The 19,489-nt window shown below is 72.5% G+C and carries 17 protein-coding genes; 10 read left to right on the plus strand and 7 right to left on the minus strand.

Features of this window, described 5'->3' with window-relative positions; all coding sequences use genetic code 11:
• Positions 1-48: 48 nt before the first annotated feature.
• Both EDM22_RS11400 and EDM22_RS11405 read left to right on the plus strand, forming a co-directional pair.
• A complete protein-coding gene (locus EDM22_RS11400; protein WP_170964100.1) occupies positions 49-1,554 on the plus strand; it encodes a DUF2142 domain-containing protein in 1,506 nt (501 codons plus the stop codon).
• The gene (locus tag EDM22_RS11405) at positions 1,547-2,713 is read left to right on the plus strand and encodes a glycosyltransferase family 4 protein (protein WP_122937180.1); all 1,167 of its coding nucleotides are present in this window, start codon (positions 1,547-1,549) and stop codon (positions 2,711-2,713) included. Before EDM22_RS11400 ends, EDM22_RS11405 begins: the two co-directional genes overlap by 8 nt.
• On the opposite strand, the gene EDM22_RS11410 is transcribed toward EDM22_RS11405, so the two are convergent.
• Genes EDM22_RS11410 through EDM22_RS11420 form a run of 3 tightly spaced genes read right to left on the minus strand, consistent with a single transcriptional unit; the run spans position 2,714 to position 5,825 of the window.
• A complete protein-coding gene (locus tag EDM22_RS11410; protein ID WP_122937181.1) occupies positions 2,714-3,823 on the minus strand; it encodes a glycosyltransferase family 4 protein in 1,110 nt (369 codons plus the stop codon).
• On the minus strand, positions 3,820-4,971 hold the full coding sequence (locus EDM22_RS11415; RefSeq protein WP_122937182.1) for a hypothetical protein: 1,152 nt from the start codon (positions 4,969-4,971) through the stop codon (positions 3,820-3,822). Before EDM22_RS11415 ends, EDM22_RS11410 begins: the two co-directional genes overlap by 4 nt.
• On the minus strand, positions 4,968-5,825 hold the full coding sequence (locus tag EDM22_RS11420) for a glycosyltransferase family 2 protein (protein WP_138708071.1): 858 nt from the start codon (positions 5,823-5,825) through the stop codon (positions 4,968-4,970). Before EDM22_RS11420 ends, EDM22_RS11415 begins: the two co-directional genes overlap by 4 nt.
• A 73-nt stretch (positions 5,826-5,898) precedes the next feature.
• Between EDM22_RS11420 and EDM22_RS11425 the strand changes: the two genes are divergently transcribed.
• Positions 5,899-7,074, plus strand: coding sequence for a glycosyltransferase family 2 protein (locus tag EDM22_RS11425; RefSeq protein ID WP_122937184.1), 1,176 nt, complete (start codon positions 5,899-5,901; stop codon positions 7,072-7,074).
• The gene (locus tag EDM22_RS11430; RefSeq protein ID WP_122937185.1) at positions 7,074-8,078 is read left to right on the plus strand and encodes a glycosyltransferase family 2 protein; all 1,005 of its coding nucleotides are present in this window, start codon (positions 7,074-7,076) and stop codon (positions 8,076-8,078) included. The genes EDM22_RS11425 and EDM22_RS11430 overlap by 1 nt, the downstream gene beginning before the upstream one ends.
• Before the next feature lie 13 nt (positions 8,079-8,091).
• On the opposite strand, the gene EDM22_RS11435 is transcribed toward EDM22_RS11430, so the two are convergent.
• The 3 genes from EDM22_RS11435 to EDM22_RS11445 form a co-directional block, all read right to left on the minus strand.
• Positions 8,092-9,405, minus strand: coding sequence for an O-antigen ligase family protein (locus EDM22_RS11435; RefSeq protein WP_122937196.1), 1,314 nt, complete (start codon positions 9,403-9,405; stop codon positions 8,092-8,094).
• Entirely contained in the window at positions 9,402-10,736 is a 1,335-nt protein-coding gene (locus tag EDM22_RS11440) for an O-antigen ligase family protein (protein WP_122937186.1), read from the minus strand. Before EDM22_RS11440 ends, EDM22_RS11435 begins: the two co-directional genes overlap by 4 nt.
• A 130-nt stretch (positions 10,737-10,866) precedes the next feature.
• Complete coding sequence (locus EDM22_RS11445; RefSeq protein WP_122937187.1) at positions 10,867-12,045, minus strand: acyl-CoA dehydrogenase family protein; 1,179 nt, start codon at positions 12,043-12,045, stop codon at positions 10,867-10,869.
• Between the two features lie 105 nt (positions 12,046-12,150).
• Here EDM22_RS11445 and manA point away from each other — a divergent pair, with 105 nt between their 5' ends.
• Complete coding sequence (gene manA / locus EDM22_RS11450; RefSeq protein WP_122937188.1) at positions 12,151-13,395, plus strand: mannose-6-phosphate isomerase, class I; 1,245 nt, start codon at positions 12,151-12,153, stop codon at positions 13,393-13,395.
• 67 nt (positions 13,396-13,462) lie between these two features.
• Positions 13,463-14,437, plus strand: coding sequence for an acyltransferase family protein (locus tag EDM22_RS11455; protein ID WP_138708072.1), 975 nt, complete (start codon positions 13,463-13,465; stop codon positions 14,435-14,437).
• Positions 14,438-14,462: 25 nt separating this feature from the next.
• Here EDM22_RS11455 and EDM22_RS11460 read toward each other — a convergent pair whose 3' ends face one another.
• The gene (locus EDM22_RS11460; RefSeq protein WP_122937190.1) at positions 14,463-15,419 is read right to left on the minus strand and encodes a GlxA family transcriptional regulator; all 957 of its coding nucleotides are present in this window, start codon (positions 15,417-15,419) and stop codon (positions 14,463-14,465) included.
• Positions 15,420-15,503: 84 nt separating this feature from the next.
• Here EDM22_RS11460 and EDM22_RS19565 point away from each other — a divergent pair, with 84 nt between their 5' ends.
• The 4 genes from EDM22_RS19565 to EDM22_RS11475 all read left to right on the plus strand — a co-directional run.
• Positions 15,504-15,656 carry a hypothetical protein gene (locus tag EDM22_RS19565; protein WP_170964101.1) on the plus strand — a complete coding sequence of 51 codons (153 nt, stop codon included), beginning with the start codon at positions 15,504-15,506 and terminating at the stop codon, positions 15,654-15,656.
• Between the two features lie 162 nt (positions 15,657-15,818).
• Entirely contained in the window at positions 15,819-16,784 is a 966-nt protein-coding gene (gene galE, locus EDM22_RS11465) for a UDP-glucose 4-epimerase GalE (protein ID WP_122937191.1), read from the plus strand.
• A gap of 188 nt (positions 16,785-16,972) precedes the next feature.
• Positions 16,973-17,293 carry a WhiB family transcriptional regulator gene (locus EDM22_RS11470; protein ID WP_122937192.1) on the plus strand — a complete coding sequence of 107 codons (321 nt, stop codon included), beginning with the start codon at positions 16,973-16,975 and terminating at the stop codon, positions 17,291-17,293.
• Positions 17,294-17,442: 149 nt separating this feature from the next.
• On the plus strand, positions 17,443-19,489 hold a 2,047-nt coding region (locus EDM22_RS11475; protein ID WP_170964102.1), incomplete at its 3' end, for a glycosyltransferase family 2 protein.

The raw sequence follows: 19,489 nt of genomic DNA on the forward strand, positions 1-19,489 counted from the left end.
GTTCGTCCGAGGCGTGGGTGGGGCACAGGCCTGTCCTCGCCACGCGCGGTGTTCTGGGCGGCGTTCGCCCTCGTCGCCCTGATGTCGACGCTGTGGGCGGTCGCCAGCCCGCTCTTCTCGGTTCCCGATGAGAACGCCCACGTCGCCAAGGCCGTGGCGCAGTTGCGCGGCGAGGTCATCGGCGAGGCCGTCGAGGGACGCAAGCACCTCGTGGTCGATCTCCCGGAGGGTTACGACTACAACCACGGCATGATGTGCTACCTGTTCATCCCCGAGCACTCCGCCGAGTGCGGCGTGGACTTCGGCGACGGCACCGGGGAGCAGGACTTCGAGACGTGGGTCGCCACGTACAACCCGATCTACTACGCCGTCGTGGGCTGGCCGAGCCTGCTCACCGACGACGGCATCGTCGCCGTCTACGCCATGCGCATCCTCAGCGCCCTCCTGTGCTCGCTCCTCCTCGCCTGGGCGTTCCAGCTGGCATTGGCCGGCAGTCGAGCGCGCTGGATGCCCTTCGGCGCCGCGTTCCTCGCGCTCCCGATGGTGGTCTACTTCGCCGGGGCGGTGAATCCAAACGGCGTCGAGATCGCGGCGGGCGCCGCCCTGTGGCTGGGCGTGCTCCGACTCCTCGAGAGCTTCGGGACGGCGGACGATCCGCATGCACGGCCGCGCTGGTACCTCTGGCTCGTCGTCACGATCTCCGCGTCGCTGCTCGTCAACGCACGGGCGATCGGACCGCTCTGGGTGCTCGTCATCGCAGTGGCGTGCTCGGCGGTGGTGGGCTGGCGCTCCGCGGGACGCCTGTTCGCGACGCGCGGCAGCTACCCCTGGCTCGTGGCGATCGCCGCGGCATCCGTCTTCTCACTCGCCTGGACGCTCGGGACCGGCGGCATCGCCAGTCAGGCCGACACGGCGGACGCGCCCCTCGTGGGCGCCTCCCCACTCGTCGGGGTCGCGGTGATGATCCGCCACACCGGCGACTGGGTGCAGCAGGTCCTGGGCGTCTTCGGATGGCTCGACACGCCGTTGCCCTTCGAGGCGTACCTGCTCGTCGCGGTCGCACTCGGCGTCCTCGTGGTGCTCGCCGCGGCCGGCAGCGACCGGCGCGGTGCGATCGTGGTCATCGGGTCGCTCGCGCTCGCGCTGCTGCTGCCCGCGCTCATCCAGGGGTTCCAGATCTCGCGCACCGGCCTGATCTGGCAGGGCCGGTACGGCCTGATCCTCTACCTCGCCGTGCCCATCGCGGCCGCCTGGGCCCTGTCGCGGGGGAGTGGAGACCGTCTCGCCTTCCTCTCGTCGCGCCTGACCTGGATCGGCGTGTCGCTGCTCGCGGCCTTCTCCTCCATCGCCTACGTCTGGGTGATGCGGCGCTACACGCAGGGACTCACCACGGCGAGGTCCGACGAGTTCCCGTCGAGTCCGTGGCAGCCGCCCATCGACGACATCGCACTGTGCGTGCTCTACGTCGTCGTGGCGCTCGGGTTCGCCGTGTGGATCGGCAGGCTCGGCATGCTGGCCGCTCGCGGCGTCGAGGCGAGCAGGGCCGATGGCTGAGCCGCGCGTCGCCATCGCCTACGACTGCCTCTACCCGGTCCACACGGGTGGGGGCGAGCGGGTATACCGCCGCATGGCCGAGCTCCTCGTCGAGCGCGGTGCGAAGGTGAGCTACGTGACGCGTGCCGATTGGCCGACGGATGCCGCGCCGCGGGCGCCGTTCGATCTCGTCGGCGTCTGGCGCGGGCGGATCCACGACGCGAGCGGCACGCGCACGGCGTCGAGCGCTCTCGCATTCGCGTCGGCACTGTTCCGGCACTTCGTGCGGCATCGCGGATCGTACGACCTCGTCGTCGTCGCCGCGCTGCCGGTGCTCAACGTCTTCGCCGTCCGGCTCGCGCTCCTCGGCGCGCGCACGCGGATCGCCGTCGACTGGCTCGAGGTGTGGCCGTACCGGAAGTGGCGTTCGTACGCCGGAGCGATCACGGGCACGATCGCCTGGGTGCTGCAGTCGCTCGCCGTGCACCTCGGCGACGTGCTGACCGTGAACAGCGGGTTCACGAGGGAACGGCTGCGTCGCTACCGGCCGCAGGCCGACCCGATCGTGCTCGGGCTCGTCGACCTCGTCGGTGCGGAGCCGGATGCGACGGTCGTGCCGCCCGAGCCGCCGTCGCTGCTCTTCGTCGGGCGGCACATCCCCGACAAGCGACTCGAGGCGCTGCCCGCGGCGCTCGCCCATGCGCGTCGCGAGGTCCCGGGCCTCGTCGCGCGCGTGGCGGGCAGCGGGCCGGAGACGGAACGTGCGCGCGTCGCCGCGGAGGAGGCGGGCGTCGCCGACGCCGTCGAGTTCGTCGGGCGCGTCTCGGACGACGAGCTGCGACGCCTGTACCTCGAGTCGAGCGTGCTCGTGAATCCGTCGGCACGGGAGGGCTTCGGCCTCGTCGTGGCCGAGGCGGCTGCCGCTGCGACGCCGAGCGTCGTGGTGGCGGGAGAGGACAACGCGGCCGCCGAGCTCGTCGTTGCCGGGGTCAACGGGGCGATCTCCGACGACGTGTCCGCGGCGGCACTGGGGGGAGCGATCCTGCGCGTGCTTCGCGGAGGCCGACGGCTCCGCGCGTCGACGCTCGCGTGGTTCGACGCGGAGCGTGTCGACCGGGGCCTCGGCCGATCGGTCGACGAACTGCTCGACCGGCTCGCGATGCTCGAGCGGTCGCCGTGATCAGCCCGCGAGTGCGGTGAGGATCGCGGCGCGCGTCGACTGCGCGGTGCGCTCCCACGAGTACCCGGCGGCGCGCGCGAGTCCCTCGCGGGCCATGCGCTCGCGTTGCAGCGGGTCGTCGAGCACGGATCGGATCGCCCGCGCGATCGCATCGGGGTCCGTCGGGTCCACGTAGACGGCGGCCTCGCCGGCGACCTCGTGCATGACGGGGATGTCGGAGACGATCACGGGGCAGCCGCGGGCCATCGCCTCGAGCGGCGGGAGGCCGAAGCCCTCGAAGCGGGTCGGGAACACGAGCGCGGTCGACTCGGCGTAGAGCCGTTCGAGTTCCTCGCCGCTCAGCCAGCCGCGCAGGTCGACGTGGGCGCCGAGCCCGAGCCGGTCCACGGCGGGGACGAGCGGGTCCGCGCCGTGACTCCCGGTGATGACGAGGAAGGGTCGTTCCGCAGGCTCGATGCGGGCGAGCGCCTCGAGCAGGGTGGCGAAGCCCTTGTGCGGCATCCGGTTCCCCACGGCGAGCAACTGGTCGACCCGTCGAGCGGGCGCCGGAGTCGATCCGGCCGGAGTCGATCCTGCCGGAGTCGATCCGGCCAGGGGCGTCACCGTGATGCGCTCGCGTGGCACGCCGAGGTGCGCGACGATGTCGTCACGACTCGCACGGCTCACGGTGAGGATCCGGCGGGCGCGCCGCGCCGCCGCCCGGATCATCATGCGGAGCACCCGGGAGTAGGAGCCGGGCACGTACTCGGGATGCCGGAACGCGAGGAGGTCGTGCACGGTGAGCACGACCGGGACGCGCGAGCGCAGCGGACCGAAGTTCGCCGGACAGTGCACGAGGTCCGCACCGAGCCGTCGCGCAGCGCGGCCGACGCCGAAGAGCTCGGCGCGGGCCCACGCGACGCGGTCGTCTCCCCGCACGCCCGAATCGACGACGGCGCCCGGGAACCAGGGCGCGCCCGCTTCGGCGAGCTCGGACGAGGCGAAGGCGACGTACTCGAGTTCCGGGTCGTCGGCCGACAGCCGCGAGTAGACCTCGCGAACGTAGGACTCCATCCCGCCCTTCGTCCCCGTGTAGAAGACGAGGTCGACCAGGACCCGACGCCGGGTCATGCGGCGCGCTCCCGCGAGACGCGGGCCACGCGCCGCCGACGCGCCGCCTCGTAGACGACGGCCGAGAGCAGTTCGGCGAGCAGGAGTCCGACGAACACAGCGCTGAGGCTCTGGGCGGCCAGGCCCGCCGCGGCCAGGGCGAACGTGAGCACGGAGACGGCCGCGCGCAGCCCGGTCAGGAGCCGCACCTCGCCCATGCGGCGGAGCGCGGCGAAGGGAAGCGTGGTCGCGAGCGACGCCGCCCGCCACGCGCAGGCGAGGAGCAGCGGCGCGAGCGTCGCGGACTCGTCCCACGCCGACCCGAAGATGAACCCGAAGACGCCGCTGAGTTCGAGCACCAGCAGCACGACGACCGCGGCCAGGACCGAGCCGGCGGAGACGACGATGTCGAGGGTGGAGTGCTCCTTGAGGAGGCGCAGCCGCATGAAGTTCAGCGGAATGGCGAGCAGTCCCGACACCGTGGCGATCGAGGTGAAGAGCACGGCGTCGGCCGAGCCGAGGAATGCGAGGATCATCGTGTTGAGCAGGGGGTAGATGACGCCCGTGATCGCCGTGTCCGCGATCACCCAGCCCATCACCGCGGGCTCCGGCCGGCTCGCGCGATGCATGACGGGCATGCACCGCACGCAGGTCGCGACGGCGATGCCGAGCACGAGGGGGACGAGCGCCCACGTCTGTTCCGCGAATCCGGCGAGGACACCGATGAGGGCGCCGGACCCCACGGCGATGGAGGCGACGATCTCCCGCCGGTCGAGGCGTTCGGCGACCGAGACCCCTCGCCCGACCTCGAGGGCGGCGATGAGGACCGGAAGGCCGATTCCGAGGACCACCGCGTTGGGCGGCGTCACCGCGATCACCAGCGCGGTCAGCACCGAGACGGCCGCGAGCCACAGCGGGAAGACGACCCGGCGCTCGGTGGCGGCGGAGCTGAGGCGCGATTCGACCACGACGGCGAAGGTGATCTGCCCGGCGAACGTCGCCACGAGCACCGCGACGGCGAGGAATCCCTGTTCCTCGACCGAGAACAGCCGCGACGAGATCGAGACGGTGGCCGCCGGGATCACGGCGAGCGAGACGCCGCCGAGGAGGGTGATGAGGCTCAGGGCGGCGCTGCGCAGGCGCATCGGGCCCGGCATCGGCTCGCTCATCGGGTGACGGCCTTCGTGGAACCGCCGAAGGTGCGCCCGAGGGCGCCCTCAGCGCGCCCGACGAACACCCACCATCCGTCGGCCGGCGTGTTCGTGGAGCGGTGCCGCAGTCCGAAGGCGAGCCCTCCGAACACGAACGCGAACCGCCACCACCATGGGTACGGATGCCGCATCACGAGCCGGCCGAGACCGCGGCCGTACGCCCGCAGCTTCCGTCGTCGCTCCGCGGCGGACAGGCCGGCGGGATCGGCGATGCCGCCGACCGTGACGTCGGCGGGGAGCCAGCGGAAGGTGCGGGCGAGCTCGGGGCGTCGTTCCATCAGGCGGAGCAGCAGGTCGGTCGCCTCGCCCGCCTGCCACGGCGTCGGCGCGCCGGTGCCGATGCCCGGGTCGAAGCCGCCGAGCCCCTCGAACACGCTTCGGCGCATGAGGATGCCCATCTCGATGACGTTCCAGACGTTCCATCGATCGAGCGGCGTGCCGCCGGGCGGCAACGTGAACTTCGGGCCGTGCTCGTCGACGACGGTGAGTGCTCCCGCATCGAGATCGGCGGCGATCCGACGGAGCTCGGGAATGGCGCCCGCGGGGAACCACGTGGTGTCGTTCGGGAAGAGCAGCAGGAACTCGCCCTCGTCGAGCGCCGCGACGCCGGTGTTGCGACCGAGGGACGCGCCGGGCGCGGAACCCGTGACGGTGACCCGGAACTCCGGCGTCCGGTGACGCGAGGCGAGTGCCTCGACCTCGTCCTGCCGATCCTGCGCGACGATCACCACCCGGTCGCCATCGCCCAGCTGTCCGTCGAGTGAACGGAGCAGTCGCTCGAGGGGCTCGATCCTGCCCAGCGTCGAAACCACGAGTCCCACATCCACAATGCACTCATTCTGTACGATGAGGGGGCCGCGCTCGTAACGACAGGACCCCAGCCGCATGACCACATCGACCGAGGCGATCGAGCTGTCGATCGTCATGCCGTGCCTGAACGAAGCCGAGACGCTCGCGGTGTGCATCGACAAGGCGCGCGGGTACCTCGCTCGCAGCGGCGTGATCGGCGAGGTCGTGATCGCCGACAACGGCAGCACCGACGGCTCGCAGGACATCGCCCGAGCGCACGGTGCCCGGGTCGTGGACGTGCCCGCGAAGGGGTACGGCAGCGCCCTCATGGGGGGCATCGAGGCCGCGCACGGCCGGTACGTCATCATGGGCGACGCCGACGACAGCTACGACTTCTCGAACCTCGACCTGTTCGTCGAGCGGCTCCGCGCCGGGGACCAGCTCGTGATGGGCAACCGCTTCAAGGGCGGCATCGCCGACGGCGCGATGCCCCCGCTGCACAAGTACCTCGGCAACCCGGTGCTGTCGTGGATCGGGCGGGTGCTCTTCCGCTCGCCGATCGGCGACTTCCACTGCGGACTCCGCGGCTTCAACCGTCAGGCGATCCTCGACCTGCACCTGCAGACGACGGGCATGGAGTTCGCGAGCGAGGTCGTCGTGAAGTCCACCCTCGGCGGCCTCCGGGTCTCGGAGGTGCCGACGACGCTCGACAAGGACGGCCGAAGCCGCCCTCCTCACCTGCGCAGCTGGCGCGACGGCTGGCGCCACCTCCGCTTCCTCCTCATCTTCAGTCCGCGCTGGCTGTTCCTCATCCCGGGGGCGGTCGCGTTCTTCGTGGGCTTCCTCGGCACGCTCTTCCTCGCCTTCGGGCCGATCGCCCTCGGCGACCTCGGCCTCGACGTGCTGACCCAGCTCTACCTCACGGCGCTGTCGGTGGTGGGGTACCAGTCGGTGCTGTTCGCGATCCTCACGAAGATCTACGCCCAGCACGAGGGCTTCCGCATACCCCGGTCGCGCAACTTCGACCGCCTCGAACGACGCATCAGCCTCGAGAGCGGCGCGCTCGTCGGACTCGCGCTCTTCGTCGTGGGCCTCGTCATCGCCATCGTCCAGTTCACGGGCTGGGCCTCAGGCGGGTTCGGGGCACTGGACACCCGGGCCACCCTGCGGTTCGCCATCCCCGCCGTGCTGTTCATGATCCTCGGCGCGCAGACGATCATGTCGGGCATGTTCCTCGGCGTGCTGAACGTGGGCCTGAAGCGGGACCGCTGATGGCCGGTGACGGCAGTCGGTCCCCGCGGGTCTCCGTCGCGATCGGCACGCACAACGGCGCCACCTACGTCGCCGACCAGCTGCGCAGCATCCTCGCGCAGTCGCGGCCGGTCGACGAGATCGTCGTGTCCGACGACGCCTCGGTCGACGGCACGCCCGAGCTCGCCGAGCAGCTCCTCGCCGACCATCGGGCGACGGATGCCGCGGCGCCGGCGCTCGTCGTGCTGCGGAACGGCGTGGCGCTCGGCGTGACGGCCAACTTCGAGCAGGCGCTCGCCGCGGCATCCGGTGACCTCGTCGCCCTGTGCGACCAGGACGACGTCTGGCATCCCGATCGCGTCGCGCGTGCGGTGGATGCGTTCGCCGCGCGACCCGGCCTCGACCTGGTCGCGGCCGACGCGCGCCTGGTCGACGGCGCGGGAGCGCCCCTGGGGTCGTCGCTGTTCGAGACGCTCGGCGTGGGGCCGTCGACGCGACGGCGCCTCGCGGGCGACGGCGCGTTCCACGAGCTGCTCAAGCGGAACCTGCTGACCGGGGCGACGATGATGGTGTCGCGCAGCCTGGTCGAGCGCGCGCGGCCGTTCCCCGCGTCGTGGGTGCACGACGAGTGGCTCGCGGTCGTGGCCTCCGTCGGCGGCGGCATCGCCGTGCTCGCGGAGCCGGTCATCGACTACCGCCAGCACGGCGCCAACCAGATCGGCGTGTCGCGCCTCGGCGCGAGCGGGCGGATCGACCGCCTGCGGGAGCCGCGCAGCGCTCGGAACGCGCGCCTGCTCGACCGCGCGCGTGACCTGGCCGAGCGGCTTCCGGCGATCTCGGCGGGCGAGGCGTCGGTGGTCGCCGACGTGCGCGCGAAGCTCGCCCACGAGCAGGTGCGCGCGGCGCTGCCCGAGCCGCGCCTCGCCCGGCTCCGTCCGGTGTGGCGGGAATGGCGCAGCGGGCGCTACGGGCGGTACGGGCTCGGCGCACAGGACGTGCTGCGCGACCTCGTGCAGCCCGTGTGACGTCGCCGCTCGGTCAGGACGCGGAGGGCAGCCCCGGCGCCGGCGCCCGCCGAGACGCGAGCGCGTCGCGCCAGCTCATGTCGCGCGCCGCCTTCACGGCGCACACCACGAGGAGCATCCAGCCGCCCTCGAGGAGGGCGAAGCTCTCGGCGAAGCTCACGACGGCGATCACGACGAGCACGAGCGCGGGCCACAGGTAGACGACGCTGCGCCGATCCGATGCGAGGATCCACGCACGCACGAGGGCGACGCCGATGAGCGCGACGAACGCCAGGGCGCCGATGACGCCCACCTGGAAGTACGTGTCGACGTAGGCGCTCAGCGCCGAGGAGAGGTCGCGGCCCGCGGCCGACTCGATCCAGCGGTAGGGCGGGGCATCCGGCCACGTGCCCACCCAGCCCCAGCCCTGCAGCGGGTTCAGGCTCAGGTAGCGCGACAGTTCGCGCCAGACCTCGAGGCGCACGTCGAAGTCGTCGCGTGCATCGAGGAGCCCGATGATGCGCACGCGGAAGATCCACGCGACCGTGAGGGCGACCGCTGCGGTCGCGAGCAACGCGAGCTGCCAGCGCCACCGGTTCGCGGCAGCCACCCGCCGCAGGCCGTAGAGGGCGGCGAGGGCCACCAGGGCGAAGCCGAGCGCGACGAAGGTGCCCGGCGACCCGGAGAGCAGGACGCACGCCGACGCGATCGACACCGACGCGATCGCCCTGCCGCGCTGCACGCTGCGGGTGCGCCACTCGACGATGAAGGTGACGAGCGCGATGAGCGACACGAACCCGAGCACGTTGCGGGACGCGAAGATGCCCTGGATCGGGCCGAGTTCCGCGAGGTTGCCCGCGATGCCGAGGAACGGGATCGGCTGGTCGATCAGGATGCCCGAGAGCACCTCGAGCGCGAGGGAGACGCCCAGCAGCACGCGCAGGACGTCGCCGAAGGCCCGCACGATCTGGATCGTGTCGCGCATGAGCGCGATGTAGATTCCGAGCATCGCGAAGGCGACGAGGTAGACGACCCGGGTCGCGGTGGCGGCCGGCGTGGAGCTCCACAGGATCGACGCCGTGCACCAGCCGATGAAGACGAGGATCGTGAGCGGCAGGATCCCGTACCACTCGACGGCGCGCCACCGCGCGACGAGGGACACCCCGCAGAGCGTGATGAGCGCCGCGAGGGCGGCGAGGTAGCCGGGCCAGCCCATGAGGGCGCGGAGGGCGTGCGAGGCGAACGCGATGCCGATCGCGGTGAGCGTGAGTGCCTGCGCGAAGCGCGCCGAGGACGCGAACGGTCGAAGGACGCCGGCGACGCGCGCCGGACCGTGCTCGGCGCTCATCGGGCCGTGCCGGAGGCGGTCGTCGTCGCGGGCAGCGGCTCGGGCGCCCACTGCCGCTGCTTGGTCGCCCAGGCGATCACGATGAGCAGCACCCAGCCGCCCTCGATGAGGATCCGGCTCTCGGCGAGGCTCTGGGCGAGCAGCGACACGAGCACGAGCAGGGGAAGCAGCGCGGCGGCCGAATAGGGGAGCGGGTCGCCCGACGCATCCATCGGCCGGTCGACGGCGAGGAACCACGAGCGCCAGAGGGCGCCGACGACCATCGCGGCGAACACGAGCACCCCGACGATGCCGAGCTGCAGCCACACGTCGAGCCACGCGTTGTGCGCCTGCAGGTAGGTGACGCCCTTGCGCACCGCGAGGTCGTCGAACGGCTCGACCCACGGCACCCAGTAGCCGACCCAGCCCCAGCCGAACCACGGGCGATGGCTCGCGAGCTCGGTCACCGACGCCCAGATGTCGAAGCGCCCGGTGAGGTCCTCGGACTTGCCGAACAGTTGCAGCAGCTGGTTCCACCCCACGGCGACGAGCGCGACGGACGCCGCCACGGCGCCCGCCGCGGCCCAGTACACGCCGCGGCGGCGGTCGGGTCCGACGCGGCGCGCCGACAGCGCGAACGCCAGCGCGACGGCGACGACGGCGGCGCACAGGATGACGGTGGCCGACCGGGTGAGCGCGAGGATGCCGACGGCGACGACGATCCACGCGATGCCGCGGCCGCGGTGCATGGCGCCCGCGGCGACGAGGCAGCCGAAGACGACGACCCCGAGCAGCGCGACCATCGCGAGCAGGTTGCGGTTGCCGACGATCCCCTCGATCGGACCGCCCGAGAACAGGAGCCCGCGCGACCAGTAGAACGCGCTCGGCACGTCCTCGCCGGCCCACTCGACGAAGTTCGGCGCCACCGGCTCGTGCACGAAGAGCCCCACCCACACCTCGAACACGAGTGAGAGCGCGAGCACCCACTTGATCGCGGCCGCGAGCGCCCGCGCGAGCCGGGGCCACGGCACGCACAGCACGAGCGTCACGCCGAGCAGGGTCGAGGCGAGCGTGAGCGTCACGCCGAGCGCCGACGCGCCCGGATAGAAGGACCACGCGATCGAGAGGGCAGCGAGCGCGAGGAAGAAGATCGTGGACTTCGGCACCCGCCGCCACGCGAACGCCGGCCGCACGCGGACGAGCACCACGACGGCGCCGACGACGACCAGGAGGGCGATGACGCCCCACCCCCAGTAGCCGAGCAGGTTGCGCCAGAACTGCCCTGCGAGCACCGTGAACAGCGAGAACGTCGCGAACGCTCCGATGAGGGTGTCGCGTCGCGTTGCTGCCATGCGCACAAGGCTATCGCGGGGCGGCGCGCCCGACATGAAGGATGCCGCGGCGCTCGTAGGGGAGCGTCGCGGCATCCGGCTCGGGGAGGGCGGAGCGGGTGCGCCGGGCGGGGCCGGGCGCACCGCCGCTTCAGACGAAGGCGGCCTCGCCCGTGATGGCGCGCCCGACGATGAGGGTGTTCATCTCGCGCGTGCCCTCGTAGGAGTAGAGCGCCTCGGCATCGGCGAAGAAGCGCGCGACGTCGTAGTCGAGCACGATGCCGTTGCCGCCGACCGCTTCGCGCGCCCACGCCACGGTCTCGCGCATCCGGGCCGTCGTGTACGCCTTCGTGAGGGCCGAGTGCTCGTCGCGCTGCTCGCCGCGGTCGAGCATCTCCGAGACGCGCACGACCATGCCGAGCGACGCGGTGATGTTGCCGAGGCACTTCACGAGCAGGTCCTGGATGAGCTGGTGGGCGCCGATCGGCTTGCCGAACTGCTCGCGCCGCTTCGCGTAGGCGACGGCGGCCTCGTAGGCGCCGATCGACGTGCCGACCGCCGACCACGCCACCTCGGCGCGGGTCTGGCGCAGGACCGCCGCCGTGTCCCGGAAGGAGTTCGCGTTCTGCAGGCGCAGCGACTCCGGCACGACGACGTGCTCGAGCGTGATGTCGGCGTTCTGCACGGCGCGCAGGCTGATCTTGCGCTCGATCTTCGTGGCGGTGTAGCCCGGCGTGGAGGTCGGCACGATGAAGCCCTTGACCTGGCCGTCGGCCTCGTCCTTCGCCCAGATGATCGTGATGTCCGAGAAGGTCGCGTTGCCGATCCAGCGCTTGGCGCCGTTGAGCACCCATTCGTCGCCCTCGCGACGCGCGGTCGTGCGCAGGCCGCGCGCGCTGTCCGAGCCCGAGAGCGGCTCGGTGAGCCCGAAGGCGCCGATGACCTCGCCCGACGCGAGCCTCGGGATCCACTCCGCGCGCTGCTCCGTCGATCCGGCGATCGCGATCGACCCGGTGGCGAGCCCGTTCTGCACTCCCGCGAACGTCGCCACCGATGCGTCGACGCGCGCCAGCTCGAGCGCGACGAAGCCCCGGAACACGGCCGAGTTCTTGAAGGGCTTCGTCTCGTCCCACGCGTACGACAGCGCACCGAGCTCGGCGAGCGGCTTCACGATCTGCATGGGGAACTCGCCGCGGTCCCAGTGGTCGTTCACGATGGGCTTGACGTCGCGCTCGAGCCAGCCTCGCAGCGCGGCGAGCGCCTCCTTCTCCCGGTCGGTGAGCAGGGATTCGTACGAGAAGAAGTCGCTCGCGAGCGGCTCGAAGGTCATGACAGCTCCAATGCGTGGTCGGATGCCGCGAGCCTAAGTCGGCGGCCGGGCGGCACCGCAGTCGTTGGTAGTTTGGTGCCAAACCCGGGAAGGAACCCCTCACCTATGTTTGTCGCCATCCGCAACACCCCTCGCGACTATGCGTGGGGATCGCACACCGCGATCGCCGGATTCCTCGGTTCGGAGCCGACCGGCGGCCCGGAGGCGGAACTGTGGCTGGGGGCGCACCCCGCGTCGCCCGCGACGATCGTCGACGCGGCATCCGTCGGCCACGCCGACCTCGTCGAGTGGATCGCCGCGGATCCCGTGCGGGCGCTCGGCCCCGCGCTCGCGGCGAGGGGTGCGCGGCTTCCGTTCCTGCTCAAGGTCCTCGCCGCCGACCGGCCGCTCTCGCTGCAGGCGCACCCCACGACCGAGCAGGCGCAGGCGGGCTACGAACGCGAGGACCTCGACGGCATCGCGCTCGACGCGTACGACCGCAACTACCGCGACCGGTTCCACAAGCCCGAGCTCATCGTCGCCGTGAGCGACACGTTCGACGCGCTCTCGGGCTTCCGCCCGCTCGAGGAGGTGCGGGGCGTCCTCGAGACGCTCCGTGCCGCGGATGCCGCGTCCGAGCGCCCGGAGCCCGCGGCCCTCGACCTGCTCGAGGCCCGCCTGTCCGGCAGCGAGCCGGTGCAGGACACGGTGGAGTGGCTGCTCCGGGACGGGCGGGGCGGCGACACGGGGGAGGCCGCATGGGTCGTCGAGCGCGTCACGCTGCTCGCGACCTCCGACATCGCGCTGGGGTCGCCCTACGCGGAGTCGTTCGCGACCGTGACGGACCTCGCCGCCGAGTATCCCGGCGATCCCGGCATCGTCATCTCGCTGCTGCTCAACCGCGTGCGGCTCCGGCGGGGCGAGGCACTGTACCTCGCGGCCGGCAACATCCACGCTTACCTGCGCGGGCTCGGCATGGAGCTCATGGCGTCGAGCGACAATGTGCTGCGCGGCGGGCTCACGCCCAAGCACATCGACGTGACCGAGCTCCTCGAGGTGCTCGACTTCACGCCGATCGCGCCCCCGCGGCTCGAGCCCGAGACCCCCTCGCCGGGCGTGCAGACGTTCCGGCCCGACGTGCCGGACTTCGTGCTGCACCGCGTCGAGGCGGGGGCGGATGCCGCGCACGTCGCGATCGACGGCCCCGCGATCGTGGTCGCCGAGGGCGGCGACGTGCACCTCACGGGCGCGCTCGGCGGCACCGACCTCGCGCGCGGCACCGCCGTGTACGTCACTCCCGACGAGGCCAGGCTCGCGGTGAGCGGCGCGGGCATCGCGTGGATCGCGACGACCGGACGCGCCCCTGCCTGAGCCGCACGGGGATCGGCGCGGGGTGGTCTCCAGCGATCGTCCGGCCGCGACGTGCGAGAATACCGCGGTGCAGCCCACCGACCTCCGTTCCCCGACCCCGACCCCGGTCGCGACGCGCTCCGCCGGAATCGACGGGCTGCGCCTCATGGGGGTCGTCGCGGTCGTGTTCGGCCATGTCTGGGCCACGGGCCTCACCCATCCGGCGCTCTTCATCTGGCATGTCCCGGTGTTCTTCGTGCTGAGCGGGTACCTGTGGCGCCCCGGGCGCTCCCTCCTCGGCGAGGTGCGCAAGCGGGCGCGCTCGCTCCTCGTGCCGTACGTGCTCTGGCTGGCGGTCGTGACGCTCGGCTGGGCGTTGTTCACCGACATCGTGGGAACGAGGCAGTGGCCGGATCCCATGAACCTGCTGCTCGGCGGCGCCCGGCTCGGCGGACAGTACGCCGCGTTCTGGTTCGTCACGGCGTTGTTCGTGGCCGCCGTCGCGATGCGCGCGTTCTCCGCACTGTGGGAATGGCTTCCGCTCGTGGTCGGCGTCGCCGTGCTCGCCCTCGCCTACGTGCAGCCCGAGTGGGTTCGCTGGGTGCCGTGGTCGGCGGGCGTGGCGCTTGCGGCACTCGTCTTCATGGCCATCGGCGACGGCCTGCGCCGAGTGCGCGGGCAGATCTCCGCGCCCGTTCCCATCGGGCTCGCACTCGCCGGGGTCGGCCTCGCGCTCTCGATCTCCGGCGTCGTGCCGCCCGTGGACATGAAGGCGGCCGGCTTCGGAGCGCCGATCGCAACCGTGCTGGTGAGCGCCGCGATCTCGTGCGGCATGATCCTGTTCTTCGAGGGCGTCCAGCATCGCATCCCGGAACGAGCCGGTCGGATCGTGACGCTGCTCGCCGGCGTCGCGCTGCCCGTGATCCTCGGGCATGCGCTCTTCATCGCGATCGGCCGTGCGGTGGGCGCGCCGTCGATCGCGATCTTCACGGCCGCGCTGCTGGTCCCGATGCTGGCCGGGCTGGTGCTCGCACGCTTCCGCGTCGGGCGCCTGTTCGTCTGATCGGCCTCGCGCGACGCGTGGTCCCTCAGCCGGCCTGGCGGGGACCGAACACGCGGCGATACTGCGTCGGCGTGGTCTGCAGCACCTTCACGAAGTGGTGGCGCATGACGGCGGCCGCGCCGAAGCCGGTCTCACGGGCGATCTCCTCGAGCGTGAGGTCGGTCTCCTCGAGCAGCTGCTGAGCGCGCAGCAGGCGCTGGCGGTTGAGCCACGCGTTCGGGGTGGTGCCCGTCTCGGCGCGGAACTTGCGGGCGAACGTGCGCGGCGACATGAGGGCCTTGCGGGCGAGACGGTCGACCGTGAGCTCTTCGTCCAGGTGCTCGAGCATCCAGGCGGTGACCTCAGCGAAGGAGTCGCTGCGGCACTCGGCGACCGGGGTCTGGATGAACTGGGACTGCCCGCCGTCGCGCTGGGGCGGTACGACCATGCGGCGGGCGACGATATTGGCGGCGCTCGCGCCGAGCTCCGCGCGCACGATGTGGAGCGCTGCGTCGATGCCGGCGGCGGTGCCGGCGCCGGTGACGACCTTGCCGTCCTGCACGAAGAGCACGTCGGGGTCGACCTCGGTGTCGGGGAACATCTCGGCCATGCGGTCGGTGTACATCCAGTGCGTCGTCGCGCGGCGCCCCGCGAGCACCCCGGCGTGGCCGAGCGTGAATGCGCCCGAGCAGACCGAGAGCACCCATGCGCCGCGCGCGACGGCGTGGCGGATGACCTCGAGCACGCGCTCGTCGGGCGGTGTGTCGATGAGCGATGCGGGCACCGCCACGAGGTCGGCGGTGTACGCGGCCTCGAGGCCCTCGTGCACGACCACGTCGAACCCGAGCTTCGTGGGGATGGGGCCGGGCTCGGCGGCGACGACGTGGAAGTCGAACGTGGGGCCGCCCTGTTCGCTGCGGTCGATGCCGAAGACCTCGCAGATCACGCCGAACTCGAACGGCGCCATCTGGGGCACCGCGATGCAGGCGATGGAGTGGAGCACGGGAACCTCCGTTGGCAGGAATGTGTCGATCCGTGACCATGCTGCCACTGTCGGCAGGATGTTGCAAGAGGGAGAATTTCTGCCATGACCACCATCATCGTGCTCCTCGTCCTCGTGGGCCTCGCCGTCTGGGGCTCGGTCGCCACGCTCCTCCGGCTCGACGACGACGGCTACGGTCGTCCCGAGATCCGCGACCGCGTGCGCCACGCCGAGAACCTCCCCGCACGGCACGCCTGAGCGCCGCGGCCCGCCGGCGGCCGGGGGTCGCCGCCGGTTGCCGGGTGCCGGGTCCCGCTTGCGCGGCGGCCCGCCCCGCGGCATCCGTCACGCACCTCGCCGCCCCGGCGCCGCCCGCTAGCATCGTCACGACGCCGGAAGCACCGGCGACGGAAGGCGGACATGAGCTGGCTGGTCACCGGAGGCGCGGGGTACATCGGCTCGCACGTCGTGCGGGCGTTCCGCGCGCAGGGCATCGACACCGTCGTCGTCGACGACCTCTCCTCGGGGCGGCGCGAGTTCGTGCCCGAGGGCGTGGAGTTCGTCGAGGGGACCATCCTCGACGGCGGGCTGCTCGAATCGGCCATGCAGCGGCACGGCGTGCAGGGCGTCGTGCACCTCGCGGGCTTCAAGTACGCCGGCGTCTCGGTGCAGCGCCCGCTGCACACCTACCAGCAGAACGTGACCGGCACGGCGACGCTCCTCGCCGCGATGGAGGCGCGGGGCGTCGATCGCGTCGTCTTCTCCTCGAGCGCGGCGGTCTACGGAACGCCCGACACCGACCTCGTGACGGAGTCGACGCCGAAGCATCCCGAATCGCCGTACGGCGAGTCGAAGCTCATCGGCGAGTGGCTGCTCGCCGACCAGGCCGTCGCGACGGGCCTGCGCCACACCTCGCTGCGCTACTTCAACGTCGTGGGCTCCGGAACCGACGAGGTCTACGACCCGAGCCCGCACAACCTCTTCCCGCTCGTCTTCGACGCGCTGCTCGAGGGCCGCACGCCGCGCATCAACGGCGGCGACTATCCGACCCCCGACGGCACCTGCGTGCGCGACTACATCCACGTGGCCGACCTCGCCGACGCCCACGTGGCGGCCGCGCGACGGCTCGATGCCGGGGAGCCGATCGAGGCCGTCTACAACCTCGGCTCCGGCGACGGCGTCTCGGTGGGGGAGATCATGCGCGCGGTCGCCCAGGTCACGGGCATCGCGTTCGATCCCGAGGTGGGGCCGCGTCGACCGGGCGACCCGGCACGCATCGTCGCGTCGGGCGAGCTCGCCGCCCGTGACCTCGACTGGCGCATGCGGCACACGCTCGCCGAGATGGTCGCGAGCGCCTGGTCGGCGCGTCGGGCCGCCGCCGAGTGACGTCGCGCACGGCATCCGCCGGGCGCGACGTCACAACTCCGACACGCCAGCGGCGTGTCGTGGACGGGGTGAAGCCTCCATGCACGATCGAGGGTTTACGATTCCCGACTTGACTCCTGCGAATTACACCGGTGTAATTGGTCGTGACACGCCCCTCGGGCTGTCGGTACAACTGGGTGGGAGACGATATGGGAATTCCTGAATATCGTTCTGGAGTACCTGACGATTGGTTCGTCGATCCGGTTCGCCTCGGCGTTCCGGGGGTGCGCGGGGGCGCGAACGACGACAATCCGTTGGCGTGGCAGAGCGATGCGCTGTGTGCGCAGACCGATCCGGAGGCGTTCTTCCCCGAGAAGGGCGGCTCCACTCGCGACGCGAAGAAGATCTGCACCGGATGCGAGGTGCGATCCCAGTGCCTCGAGTACGCCCTCTCGAACGACGAGCGGTTCGGCATCTGGGGCGGGCTCTCCGAGCGCGAACGTCGCAAGCTGCGCCGGCGCGCGGGCTGAGCAGCCGCCCGTACGACGAGTCGGCAGCCGCCGGCCCGTCGGGCGGGCGACGTGTCGCACGGCCGCGTCCGTCGATCCTCGAACCTCGTTTCGAGGCACGCCCGCAGCCATGACGGATGCCGCGGGTGCAGCCGCCTAGGCTGTCCCCGATGTTCCCCAGAGTCACCGCCATCCTCGTCGTGCAGCACGGCGGCGACCGTCTCCGCGAGACGCTCGACGCCCTCGCGGCGCAGCGCCGGACGCCGGACGCGCTCGCCGTGGTGCTGATGCGCCCCGACCAGGCGACGCGGGACGCCGTGGCCTCGGCCCACCCGAGCCACGTCGTGCAGGTGGAGGAGCCGCTGCCCTTCGGCGAGGCCGTGCGGGCAGTGGAGCGCCTGCTCGATCCGCCCGCATCCGACGCCGACTCGCTGTGGCTGCTCGCGGAGGACACCGCACCGGAGCCGGGCGCCCTCGCAGCCCTCGTCGGCACGCTCGAGACGGCGAAGTCGGTCGCGGTCGCCGGCCCGAAGCTCGCCGGTTGGGACGCCCCCGAGCGGATCGTGGCGTTCGGCCGCACGCTCACGCGCTTCGGGCGCAGCGTGCCCCTCGTCGACGGTGAACTCGATCAGGGCCAGCACGACGGTCTGAGCGACGTGCTCGGCGTCGATCCCGCGGCGATGCTCGTGCGACACGCGGTGTTCCGATCGCTCGAGGGCTTCGACCCCGCGCTGCCCGCCGCCGACGACGCCCTCGACTTCTGCGTGCGCGCGCGCCTCGCCGGACACCGCGTCGAGGCCGTGCCCGCCGCCCGGGTGCGATTCGCCGGCGCCGGCGTCGCCGGCCAGGCGATGGCTTCGGGCGGACGTGCCGCGCGTCGGCGCGCGCGGGAGGCGCGCGCCGAGGAACTCCATCGCCGGCTCGCGTACGCGCCCGCCGCGATCGTCCCGCTGCACTGGCTGAGCCTCCTCCCGCTCGCCCTGCTCCGCTCGGTGCGGCTCCTGCTCACGAAGGCCCCCGGCGCGATCGGCGGGGAGTTCCGCGCCGCGCTCCGCGCGATGGCGACGCCGGGGCGCGTGGCTCGGTCGCGGCGCGTCCTGCGCCGCGAGCGCACCGCACCGTGGTCGTCGATCGCGCCGTTGCGCATGCAGTCCGACGAGCTGCGTCACCGGCGCCAGCACGCCGCCGAGGAACGCCGCGAACGGGCGCGCGGTCGCGTCGAGGAGCTGCAGTTCCTCGGCACCGGCGGCGGGTGGCTGCTGCTCGGAGCGGTCGCCGCATCCGTCGTCCTGTTCCTCTGGCTCGTGGGCGCGGGCGGCGTCGGCGGCGGCGCGCTGCTCCCGCTGTCGAGCGACCTCGGCGAGCTCTGGCGCAATGCCGCGTACGGATGGCGCGACGTCGGACCCGGCTTCGTCGGGGCTGCCGACCCGTTCTCGGGGGTGCTCGCCGTGCTCGGGTCTGCCGCCTTCTGGGCGCCTTCGGCCGCCGTCACGGCGGTGTGGCTCGCGGCGATTCCCGCAGCGGCACTGGGGGCCTGGTTCGCGGCCTCGCGGCTCTCCGAGCGTGGCTCGCTGCGGGTCGCCGCCGGGATCGTGTGGGGGCTCGCCCCGACCTTCCTCACGGCGCTCGCCGACGGGCGTCCCGGTCCCGTGCTCGCCCACGTGCTCCTGCCGTGGCTCGCGTTCGCGGTGTTCGGCGCCGCGACCTCGTGGGCCGCCGCGGCCACCGCCTCGCTGCTGTTCGCGGCTGTCGTCGCGTGCGCGCCGAGCCTCGCCCCGGCGCTCCTCCTGGGGTGGATCGTCGCGCTCGCCGTGAGCGGACGCGCCTCGGTGCGGCTCATCGGCATCCCACTGCCGGCGCTCGCGCTCGCGCTGCCGCTCATCGTGGAGCAGGTCGGCCGCGGCACCCCGCTCTCGCTCCTCGCCGATCCCGGCCTGCCCGTCGGGAGCGCAACGCCCACGACGTGGCAGTTGGCGCTCGGCCAGCCCGTCGCCGGGTGGGGTGGCTGGGAGACGGCGTTCGGCGGCGCGGCATCCGCCCTCGTCCCCGCGCCCGTCATCCTCGCGGTGCTGCTCGCGCCGCTCGCGATCGCGGCCGTTGCCGCGGTCGCCGCTCCCCGGCTGCGACCGGCGCTCCTCGCACTCGCCGTCGCCGCGGTCGGCTTCGCGACCGCCGTGGGCGCGACGGCCGTCGCCGTCGCTGCGGCGGGCGACGCGG

Origin of the sequence: Agromyces tardus, from assembly GCF_003710805.1 — a bacterium.
In the GTDB taxonomy this organism is placed as follows: Bacteria; Actinomycetota; Actinomycetes; order Actinomycetales; family Microbacteriaceae; genus Agromyces; species Agromyces tardus.

Coding starts and splice junctions, on each gene's coding strand:
- EDM22_RS11405 (WP_122937180.1), top strand. CDS start 1,547: ATGGCTGAGCCGCGCGTCGCCATCGCCTACGACTGCCTCTACCCGGTC.
- EDM22_RS11410 (WP_122937181.1), bottom strand. CDS start 3,823: ATGACCCGGCGTCGGGTCCTGGTCGACCTCGTCTTCTACACGGGGACG.
- EDM22_RS11415 (WP_122937182.1), bottom strand. CDS start 4,971: ATGAGCGAGCCGATGCCGGGCCCGATGCGCCTGCGCAGCGCCGCCCTG.
- EDM22_RS11425 (WP_122937184.1), top strand. CDS start 5,899: ATGACCACATCGACCGAGGCGATCGAGCTGTCGATCGTCATGCCGTGC.
- EDM22_RS11430 (WP_122937185.1), top strand. CDS start 7,074: ATGGCCGGTGACGGCAGTCGGTCCCCGCGGGTCTCCGTCGCGATCGGC.
- EDM22_RS11435 (WP_122937196.1), bottom strand. CDS start 9,405: ATGAGCGCCGAGCACGGTCCGGCGCGCGTCGCCGGCGTCCTTCGACCG.
- EDM22_RS11440 (WP_122937186.1), bottom strand. CDS start 10,736: ATGGCAGCAACGCGACGCGACACCCTCATCGGAGCGTTCGCGACGTTC.
- EDM22_RS11445 (WP_122937187.1), bottom strand. CDS start 12,045: ATGACCTTCGAGCCGCTCGCGAGCGACTTCTTCTCGTACGAATCCCTG.
- manA (WP_122937188.1), top strand. CDS start 12,151: ATGTTTGTCGCCATCCGCAACACCCCTCGCGACTATGCGTGGGGATCG.
- EDM22_RS19565 (WP_170964101.1), top strand. CDS start 15,504: ATGACCACCATCATCGTGCTCCTCGTCCTCGTGGGCCTCGCCGTCTGG.
- galE (WP_122937191.1), top strand. CDS start 15,819: ATGAGCTGGCTGGTCACCGGAGGCGCGGGGTACATCGGCTCGCACGTC.
- EDM22_RS11470 (WP_122937192.1), top strand. CDS start 16,973: ATGGGAATTCCTGAATATCGTTCTGGAGTACCTGACGATTGGTTCGTC.